General features: G+C 71.7%; 9 protein-coding genes. 3 read left to right on the forward strand and 6 right to left on the reverse strand.

The window, feature by feature from the left end:
* The first annotated feature begins 39 nt into the window (after positions 1-39).
* Positions 40-1,707, forward strand: a complete 1,668-nt coding sequence (locus AC3WQY_RS22480) for a hypothetical protein (RefSeq protein WP_492710773.1) — start codon at positions 40-42, stop codon at positions 1,705-1,707.
* 29 nt (positions 1,708-1,736) lie between these two features.
* Complete coding sequence (locus AC3WQY_RS22485; protein ID WP_492710774.1) at positions 1,737-2,711, forward strand: transglycosylase SLT domain-containing protein; 975 nt, start codon at positions 1,737-1,739, stop codon at positions 2,709-2,711.
* A gap of 278 nt (positions 2,712-2,989) precedes the next feature.
* Here the strand turns inward: AC3WQY_RS22485 and AC3WQY_RS22490 are convergent, their stop codons facing one another.
* A complete protein-coding gene (locus AC3WQY_RS22490; RefSeq protein WP_492710775.1) occupies positions 2,990-3,595 on the reverse strand; it encodes a YdeI/OmpD-associated family protein in 606 nt (201 codons plus the stop codon).
* Positions 3,596-3,633: 38 nt separating this feature from the next.
* On the opposite strand from AC3WQY_RS22490, the gene AC3WQY_RS22495 reads away from it, so the two are divergent.
* Positions 3,634-4,737 (forward strand): calcium:cation antiporter, encoded by a 1,104-nt coding sequence (locus AC3WQY_RS22495; protein ID WP_285233867.1) that lies wholly within the window; start codon positions 3,634-3,636, stop codon positions 4,735-4,737.
* On the opposite strand, the gene AC3WQY_RS22500 is transcribed toward AC3WQY_RS22495, so the two are convergent.
* From AC3WQY_RS22500 to pdxR, 5 genes are all read right to left on the reverse strand, one after another.
* Positions 4,734-5,372, reverse strand: a complete 639-nt coding sequence (locus AC3WQY_RS22500) for a class I SAM-dependent methyltransferase (protein WP_285233866.1) — start codon at positions 5,370-5,372, stop codon at positions 4,734-4,736. The genes AC3WQY_RS22495 and AC3WQY_RS22500 overlap by 4 nt on opposite strands.
* A 71-nt stretch (positions 5,373-5,443) precedes the next feature.
* The gene (locus AC3WQY_RS22505) at positions 5,444-6,262 is read right to left on the reverse strand and encodes a transporter substrate-binding domain-containing protein (RefSeq protein ID WP_285233865.1); all 819 of its coding nucleotides are present in this window, start codon (positions 6,260-6,262) and stop codon (positions 5,444-5,446) included.
* A gap of 15 nt (positions 6,263-6,277) precedes the next feature.
* The gene (locus tag AC3WQY_RS22510; protein ID WP_492710776.1) at positions 6,278-7,099 is read right to left on the reverse strand and encodes a class I SAM-dependent methyltransferase; all 822 of its coding nucleotides are present in this window, start codon (positions 7,097-7,099) and stop codon (positions 6,278-6,280) included.
* A 69-nt stretch (positions 7,100-7,168) separates the two neighbouring features.
* Positions 7,169-7,840: a glutathione S-transferase family protein gene (locus AC3WQY_RS22515; protein WP_285233863.1), complete on the reverse strand. Its 672-nt coding sequence runs from the start codon at positions 7,838-7,840 to the stop codon at positions 7,169-7,171.
* Positions 7,837-9,279: a MocR-like pyridoxine biosynthesis transcription factor PdxR gene (gene pdxR / locus AC3WQY_RS22520; RefSeq protein WP_285233862.1), complete on the reverse strand. Its 1,443-nt coding sequence runs from the start codon at positions 9,277-9,279 to the stop codon at positions 7,837-7,839. The genes AC3WQY_RS22515 and pdxR overlap by 4 nt, the downstream gene beginning before the upstream one ends.
* Between the last annotated feature and the right edge of the window lie 154 nt (positions 9,280-9,433).

Consider the following 9,433-nt stretch of genomic DNA (forward strand, 5'->3'; position numbering starts at 1 on the left):
GGGCTTGACCGCGGCCGTGGCGGGCGCATCATCGCCGCCATGAGCCCAGCCGCCGTGCATGTCCAGCGCCTGCATCAGATCCTGCTCTGGCCGCTGCGCCTGATGCCGGTGGGCGACAGCCCGGGCGCGCCGCGCCGGCCCTGGGAGCTGCTGCACGGCCCCGGCCACGATTGCCCCTGGCGCGAGGTGCAGGACGAATACACCGGCGAGCCCGGCGCCTTCCACGAGCGCCATTACCAGGAGTTCGTGACCTTTCTGCCCTATGTGCAGCGCGTGCTCTACGGCGAGGGCCGCTCCAGCCAGGGCGCCGGCGATGCGCTCGGCGAGTCGGGCATGAAGGTGTTCCGGCGCCACGACATCCGCGCGCTGCGCGCCTGGCTGCGGCCCGAGGACGCGCCGCTGCGCCTGGAGCTGGTGCATGTGGATCTCTACTTCTTCTTCGATGTGGACGTGGTGATGCTCAATGTCGAGCTGGCCGCCACCGATCTGCCGCTGCACCAGGTGCAGGAGCTGCTCTACCGCCTGGGCCGCGCCTACCCCTCGGGCTGGGACGCGCAGGGCCAGCCCCTGCATTGCCTGGCCGCTGCCGAATGGCTGGGCGAGGGCGACGCGGTGCTGGCGCGCTCCGACACGCGCGAGCGCGAGCGCTTCATCTCGCATGTGCAGGCGCACCGCGCGCCGCGCATCGCCGCGCACTGGGACTTCGTGCTGCGGCCGCTGGTGAGCGAGCATGGCGAGGCGTCCGGACAGGCCGGGCATGAAGGGCTGCTGCGCTACCGCCAGATCGAGTACTACCGCATGCCGGTGATGGCCTATCTGGCGCTGGACGATCCCGGCGCGCTGAGCCGCAGCGATTTCGTGCGCCTGGGCCTGGTGGCGGGGGCGGGCGAGGGTGGCCTGCCCTATGGCGAGCAGCACCTGCAGGACTTCGAGCAGCGCTATTGCTACGACCGCTTCTGGGCCGCCGGTGGTGCCGCGCCACACACGCGTTATCTGTGCTGCGGCCATGCCCTGGTGGTGCTGGGCCGCGCCGACGCCGCCTTCTACGCCTGCCGCGACCGCGGCGTGCTGGCGCAGTTCCGTCACCAGCATTTCCTGATCTTTCTGCTGGCGCATTTCCAGAAGGCTGCGCTGCTGATGTTCTCCGACCGGCTGGTGGAGGCGCTGCGCCGCCTGAACGTGCAGGACCCCGACAATGTGCGCCGCTTCAAGCGCGCCATCCGCAGCTGCTTCGAGGGCTTTCTGCGCTTCACGCACCGCTACTGGTTCCACGAGGTGGCCGAGCAGGCGCAGGCGCGTGCGCTGTTCCGGCTCTGCGCCCGCCATCTGGAGACCGACGCGCTGTACACCGAGGTGAAGGAGCGCATCGGCGACATGAGCGCCTACCTCGAGACCGACAGCATCCGCCGCCAGGCCAACACGGTGGTGCGGCTCACGGTGGTGACGATCTTCGGCCTGGTGGGCACCATCACCACCGGCTTTCTGGGCATGAACCTGCTTGCCGAGGCGGACGCGCCGCTGCTCGAGCGTCTGGGCTGGTTCATGCTGACCCTGGGGGTGACGATCGCGCTCACCGTCTACACCATGGTCAAGTCCAAGCGGCTCTCGGATTTCCTGGATGCGCTCTCGGACGAGCGCCTGAGCCTCAGGCACAAGCTGCTGGCGTTTGCCGCGGTGTGGCGGCGCGGCTCCGATCAGGGGCTGTGAACACGAGGCGCCCGCTACACTGCCGCGCGATGCGCTTCGCCCCCGTTCTGCTTGCCCTGCTGATGGGCAACGCCTGTGCCCAGATCCCCGGCCTGAGCCTGGAGAACCTGCCGCGCCCCAGCACCCCGCCGCCCGAGCGCGGGCCGGTGGTGCCGGCCCAGGTGGAGCGCTGGCGCCAGGAGGGCGAGGCGCTGGAGCATGGCGACGGCGTGCCGCGCGACCCGGTGGCCGCGGCCCAGCTCTACTGCCGCGCGGCCCGCTATGGCGATCCGGTGGCGCAGTACAACCTGGCCTGGATGCTGGTGCATGCGCGCGGCATCGCGCGCGACGATGCCCAGGCCGCACACCTCTTCAACGCCGCGGCCGAGCAGGGGCTGGAGCAGGCCAAGAACATGGCGGCCTCGATGGGCGAGCCGCGCGGCGCGCCGCCCGAATGCCTGCGCCCGCCCGACACCGATCCGCAGCCCACCGTCGTGGCCGCGCCCAAGGGCGGCAAGCCCGGCGCCTGGGCGCTGCCGCCACCGCCGCCGCCGCCCAAGAACGCGCCCGAGACCATCGTCAACTTCGTCAAGCTGGTGGCGCCCGACTACAAGCTGGCGCCGCACCTGGTGCTGGCGGTGATGGCCACCGAGTCCAACTTCGATCCGCTCGCTGCCTCGCCCAAGGGGGCGCAGGGCCTGATGCAGCTGATCCCGGACACGGCGGCGCGCTTCAAGGTCGGCCGCATCACCGACCCGGTGCAGAACATCCGCGGCGGCATGGCCTATCTGCGCTGGCTGCTGGCCTATTTCGAGGGCGACCTGACGCTGGCGCTGGCGGCCTACAACGCCGGCGAGCGCGCGGTGGAGCGCTACCGCGGCGTGCCGCCGTATGCCGAGACGCGGCTCTATGTGCGCCGCATCATCGCCTCCATCAACGGCCAGCGCTCGCACCCCTACGACGCCTCGGTGACGCCGCCCTCGCCGGTGCTGGACCTGTGGCGCCCGCCGCCAAGACGGCCCTGAAAGCGGCCCTAGGAGGCTGTCGGGCTTTGGGATGGGCTCGCGTTGGGACACCTTGGGGGCGCAGGCAAGGCGCAAAGCGCAGCCGGATTGGACATCCGGCGAGCATTTGCAACGCCGCATGCGCCCCCAAGGCGTCCCAACCCGCAGGGCCAAAGCGATTTGCCCGCCCATCCGTCGTTGCCGGCGCCTGGTGGGGGGCGACCCCACGGCGGCACCGCCGCCTAGGCTGGCCAGGCAACTCGCATTGGCGCGAGTCCATCCCAAAGCCCGACAGCCTCCTAGCAGTTCTCGTATTTCCAGTTGCGCCGCTTGCCCTCGGCCAGCCATTGCAGCGTCTGGGCCAGGCGCTTGGCGCGTGTCTCCGGCCGCTTGGCCTCGCCGATCCAGTCCACATACTCGCGCTGATGGCTGGGCGCCAGGGTGCTGAAGAAGGCCCGTGCGCCGGCATCGCCGGCCAGCGCGGCGGCCAGCTCCGCCGGCAGTTCGGGGGGCGGCTTCTTCGCGGCCGGGCGGGTCGCGCGCGCCGGCTTCACGCCGGCCTCGATGAGCGCGCGGGCGCGCGCCACCATGGCCGCCAGCTCGGCGCGCGGGGGCAGGTCTTGCGCGCCGGTGACGCGCCCCAGCTGGCCCATCGCCGCGCCGCTCTTGCCCTGCTGCGCCACCGCCTCGCCATGCCAGAAGCCGAAGCTGCAATGCGCCTTGAAGGCCGCCATATTGGCGAGGATCTTGCCGCGGTGCACGAAATGCGGCATGCCCCATTTGATGGTCTCCTCGACCTCGGGACAGCCCTGGTGCACGAGGGCGCGCCAGTCGGCCAGCAGGGGCTGGGCGAAGGCCGCGGCCCGCTCGATATAGGCGTCGATGCGCGGATCGGTAGGTGGCATGGCGGCTGCGATCCTAGCCGCAAGCTATGCTCGCCGCCATGCCCAAGCCCTCGCTTCTTTCCCGCTTGCCGGCCGCGCTGCCGCTCTGGACCCTGGCCGCTCCCTTGACCGCCGCCCTGGCCCTGGCCGGGCTGGGCACGGCCACGCTGGGCACGGCCCTGCTGGCGCTGGTGGCCGCGCTGCTGATCGCCGCCGTGCTGGCCGCGGTGCACCATGCCGAGGTGGTGGCGCACCGCGTCGGCGAGCCCTATGGCTCGCTGGTGCTGGCGGTGGCGGTGACCGTCATCGAGGTGGCGCTGATCGTCTCGCTGATGCTGGCCGGCGGCCCCGCGGCCAGCGGCCTGGCGCGCGACACCGTGTTCTCGGCCATCATGATCGTCTGCAACGGCGTGCTGGGCCTGTGCATCCTGGCCGGCGGCTGGCGCTACCGCGAACTGGCGTTCCGGGTGCAGGGCACCAGCCCGACGCTGGCGGTGCTGGCCGCGCTGGCCACCCTGACCCTGGTGCTGCCCACCTTCACCACCAGCAGCGCCGGGCCCACCTTCTCGCGCGCACAGCTGATGTTCGCGGGCGTGGTCTCGCTGGTGCTGTACGGCGCCTTCGTGTTCGTGCAGACGGTGCGCCACCGCGACTACTTCCTGCCCGAGAGCGGCGCCGACGCCGAGGCCCATGCCGAGCCGCCCAGCAGCGCGGTGGCCTGGCTCAGCCTGGGCCTGCTGCTGCTGTGCCTGGTGGGGGTGGTGGGCCTGGCCAAGCTGCTGGCACCCAGCATCGAGGCGCTGGTGCACGCGGCCGGCGCACCCACCTCGCTGGTGGGCGTGATCGTGGCGATGCTGGTGCTGCTGCCCGAGACGGTGGCGGCGGTGCGTGCGGCCCTGCACAACCGGCTGCAGACCAGCATCAACCTGGCGCTGGGCTCGGGCCTGGCCAGCATCGGCCTGACCATCCCGGCCGTGGCGGTGCTCTCGCTGTTCCTGCCCCAGCCCCTGCAGCTGGGGCTGACGCCCACCAATATGGTGCTGCTGGCGCTGAGCTTCGTGGTGGGCACGCTGACCCTGGGCGGCGGCCGCGCCACCGTGCTGCAGGGCGCCGTGCACCTGGTGGTGTTCGCGGTGTTCCTGTTCCTGGCGATCGTGCCCTAGGCTTGGCCCTGCAGCAGGTAGATGCTGTCCAGCCAGCGCTTCTCGACGCGGTGGCTGGCGAGCCTTGCCGCCAGCAGCCGCCAGGGCTGGCCCAGACTGGTGAGATAGCCGGGCGCGCGGATCGAGTAGAGCGCCGCGCCCAGCACGAACAGATTGCTGATGGCCAGCCAGGGCGGCGCCCAGCTGAGCCCCACCGCCACCACGCGCGCGCCCGGCCGCAGATGGCCGCAGACGCGCGCCAGCGCCGCCTCCTGCTGCTGGATGTCGTGGGTGAAGAAGAACAGCGCGGCATCGGCCTGGCGCGGCAGGCGCGCCTGTGCCACCGCGCAGCCCTGCAGCCGCACATTGCGCCAATGCCCCGCCTTCACGCGTGCCTGAGCCTGCGCCAGCATGGCCGGGCTTTGCTCCACGCCCAGCACCAGGCCGCGCGCGCCCACGCCGGCGCGCAGCGCCGGCAGGCTCAGGCCGGTGCCGCAACCCAGGTCCAGCACGGTCTCGCCGGGCTGCAGCCGCAGGGCCTGCACCGCCTCCTGGCGCAGCGCGCCGAAGGCGGCCAGCTCCAGGTCGTAACGGCCCGCGCGGCGTTCGTACAGCTCCAGCGCGGCCTGGCGGGCATCTGCTTGCGGATCTGGCATGGCGGGGGCCTCCCGGTGGCATTGAAGCATGCAGGGCGGCACGGTGTCTGCGCCAACTCAAACAAGCCGGCTCAGGGTTTCGGGCGCGCGCGCAGCTTGAAGAGGCGCTGCGTCAGCGCCGGGCCGAGGTAGCGCGTGTAGATCTGCTCCACCTGGCCTTCGCCCACGAGCTGCTGCAGATGATGCTGCAGCAGCTGCTGGTCGGCCTCGCCGACGGTCTGGCGGTTCAGGTAGAGACCGATGGGCACCGGCTCGGCCTCGGGCAGGTCCACCACATAGCTGCCCGCCTGCATCTGGCCCTCGGCAAACAGCTTGGCGTGGATGGCCGAGGGCACGATGGCGGCCTGGATGCGGCCGGCGTTCAGGCGCGTGGCGAGGTTCTCGAAGTCGGCGGCCCATTCCACCCGCTTGGCCAGCTGCAGGGCGGCGGCCCAGGCCTCCAGCTCGGCGCCCATGAAGATGCCGCGCACCAGGCCCAGCGTCGGGCCCTCCAGGGCCATGAAGTCCGCCGCCGAGCGGATCTGCTGGCGCAGGCCGGCGCCCACCACCAGGTCCAGCTCGGTATAGGCATAGGGCAGGTATTGGCCGATCTGGTCGCGCTCGGGCGTGGGCTGCGAGGAGGTGACGATGTCGAGCGCGCCGCGGCCGAACTCCAGCATCACGCGCGCCCGCGGGCGCGCTTCCAGCACGAGGCGGCAGCCGCTGCGCACCTCCAGCGCCTGCACCAGATCGGGCACCACGCCGCGCCATTGCTTGTCGTGCAGGAAGGCGCTGTAGCCCAGCGCCGAGACGCCCACCGTGTAGGCCTTGGCGCAGCCCGCCTGCGCACCGGCGGCGGCCAGGCTCAGCGCAATCAATGCGGCGGCGCTGCGAAGCGGCATGGCATGCATGGCCGCATCTTAGACTCAGGGCTTGGCGAACTTCAGCGTCATGCGGTCGCTCTCGCCGATCGCCTCATAACGCGCTCGCTCCTGGTCCTTGTTGGCATAGGTGGGCGGCAGGGCCCAGACGCCGTTCGGGTGATCGGCCTTGTCCTTGGGGTTGGCGTTGATCTCCGAGCTGGCCAGCAGCTTGAAGCCGGCGCTCTCGGCCATGCGCACCACCCAGGCCTGGTGCAGATAACCGCTGCTGGCCTTGGCATCCTGCACGCGATCGGCCGGCAGGCGGTGGTCCACCAGGCCCAGCACGCCGCCCGGCTTGAGCGCGTCGAAGGCGCTCTTGAAGACCGCCTGCGTCTGCGCCTCGCCCAGCGCGGCCCAGTTGTGGGCATTGCGGAAGGTCAGCACCAGATCGGCGCTGCCGGGCTTGGCGTATTGCAGCTTGCCGGCCTCGGCGTCGAACACCCCGACCTGGACTTTGTCGTATACCGAGGGCAGGGCGGCCAGCTTCTGTTGCAGGCGCGCGGCGCTGCGTTGCGAGTAGGCACTGCTGGAGGCGGGGTCGTCAGCGCCCAGGATCAGCTGGCCGCGCTCGCGCAGATAGGGGGCCAGGATCTCGGTGTACCAGCCGCCGCCCGGCGTGAGCTCGACCACCGTCTGCGTGGGCTTGAGGCCGAAGAAGCTGAGGGTCTCGTAGGGATGGCGCCAGCCGTCGCGGGCCACGTTGGCGGGCGTGCGGTGCGGCGCCGCAATGGCGGCCTTCAATGCAGCGTCCTGGGCCTCGTCCGCATGGGCGGGGGCGGCGGCCAGCAGCGCTGAGGTGAGCAGGGGCAGGATCCAGTGTTTCATGGCGGACGCTCGGTGGCAGTTGAAGCGCCGCAGTATGGCGCAGCGCTGATGACCCTGCCCAAAGCCATGTCAGGGCCGGAGATCCGGCGCCGCAATCAGCGGCACGCCCTGCGCCGCAGCGGCCTCGAACTGCAGCGCCTGGGCGCGCTGGTAGGCCGGGCGGGCCTGCAGGCGTTGCCAGTAGGCCGCCACCATCGGCGTGAACTGCTCGGCCATGCCCAGATGCTGGGCCAGCAGCAGCGCGTAGCCGACCGAGATGTCGGCGGCGCTGAAGCGCCCGGCACAGAGATGCTCTTGCTCGGCCAGGCGCGGCTCCAGCGTGCGCAGGCGCGCCAGAAACCATTTGGCGTAGTCGTCGGCCACCTGCGGCTGGCGGCGCTCGGGCGGCTCGAAAAAGCGGTAGCGCAGCACCAGGGTCTGCGGGAAGGTCAGCGTGGCCTCGCCGAAGTGCAGGTAGTTGAGGTAGGCGCCGTAGTCGGGCTCGCCGGGGCTCACGTCGAGGCCGCCGGGGTCATGTCTTGCCGCCAGGTACTGGCAGCTGGCGGCCGATTCGCTGATGCGCGTGGCGCCATCCACCAGCAGGGGCACGGTGCCCAGCGGGTTCTGCTCGAAGAAGGGCTTGTGGTGCGCACGCGGCGGGAAGGGCAGCAGCTTGAGCTCGTAGCGCAGGCCCAATTCTTCCAGCGCCCACAAGGGGCGGAAGGAGCGCGCGCTGAGGCAGTGGTAGAGGGTGATGGTCATAGCGGGCGGATGCGGGCCAATTGCCGTACGGCAGCGATGATCTCATCCGGCGTCAGCGCCGCGTAGCCGAGCAGCCAGCCGTCCTGCGTGGCCGGCCCGGCGTAGAGGGCGCGCAGGCTGGGCGTCAGCACGCCCAGCGCGGCGGCGGCGCGCGTCCAGCGCGCTTCCTCGCCGGCGGGCAGCAGGGCCGCCAGCTGCAGGCCGCCGGCGCTGGGCTGGGGGCGCAGCCAGGGCGCCAGGTGTTGCTGGCAGGCCTGTAGCAGCCGCTCGCGGCGCTGGCGGTAGAGCTGGCGCATCAGGCGCAGATGCGCGGCCAGATGGCCCTGGCGGATGAAGTCGGCGGTGACGGCCTGGGCCAGCTGGGCGCTGTGGCCGTCGTGGATGTTGCGCGCCGTCACCAGCGGCGCCACCAGGGCCTCGGGCAGCACCATATAGGCCAGGCGCAGCGAGGGGAACAAGGCCTTGGAGAAGGTGCCCAGGTAGATCACCCGGCCATGCTCGTCCAGCCCCTGCAGCGCGGGCGTGGGCCGGCCCTCGTAATGGAATTCGCTGTCGTAGTCGTCCTCGACGATCCAGGCGTTTTCGCGCCGCGCCAGGGCCAACAGGGCGAGGCGCCGCGGCAGGCTCAGCGCCATGCCGCAGGGGTATTGGTGCGAGGGCGTCAGGTAGATCAGGCGCGGCGCCGGCAGCGCGGCATCGGGCCGCAGCCCCTGCTCATCCACCGGCACCGGCAGCACGGCGGCGCCGGCGGCGGCGAAGGCGGTGCGCGCGCCGCGGTAGCCGGGTTCTTCCATCCAGAGCGTGTCGCCCTCGTCCAGCAGCATGCCGGCCAGCAATTGCAGGGCCTGCTGCGAGCTGGTGAGCACCAGCACCTGCTCGGCGCGGCAGCGCAGGCCGCGTGACTGGTTCAGATGGTCGGCGATGGCGGCGCGCAGGCCCTCGTGGCCCTGCGGGTCGCCATAGCCCAGCAGGCCGGGCTCGGCGCGCAACCGCTTGTTGCTCAGCTGCCGCCACAGGGCGATGGGAAAGGCGCGCAGATCGGGGCTGCCGGCGGCGAAGGGCAGCGGCCGCAGCGGATCCATGCAGCCGCCGCCCTCGGCCACACGCCGGCCGCGGCGCGACAGCCCCGGGCCCAGGGCCGGCGCGGGCGCCTGCTTGCGCTGCGGCGCGCGCGCCAGCGAGACCGCCACAAAGCTGCCGCGCCCGACCGCACGCTTCAGATAGCCCTCGGCCTCGAGCTGCCCGTAGGCGGCCTCGACGGTGACACGCGACAGCCCCAGATCGGCCGCCAGCACCCGGCTGGCGGGCAGGCGCTCGTCCAGCCCCAGCTCGCCCGCGCGCATGGCCGCGCGCAGGCTGGCGCAGAGCTGCTCGCGCCGGCCCAGGCCCTGGCCGGCCTGGCGTTCAAACAGCTGCAACCACAGGCGCGGTTTGCTCATTGGTCTTATGGATCTGGATGAATTGGTATCAATGCTAAGGCCATCCGGGAAGACACTGGCGCAACGACACCTAGCAACAGCCACCGATCAAGGAGCCCGACCATGCCTGCCGCCCCGTCCGCCGTGCTGCCGGTGCCGGTGGATGAGCAGGGGC

This window comes from Roseateles sp. FW301-B2 (genome assembly GCF_058788955.1).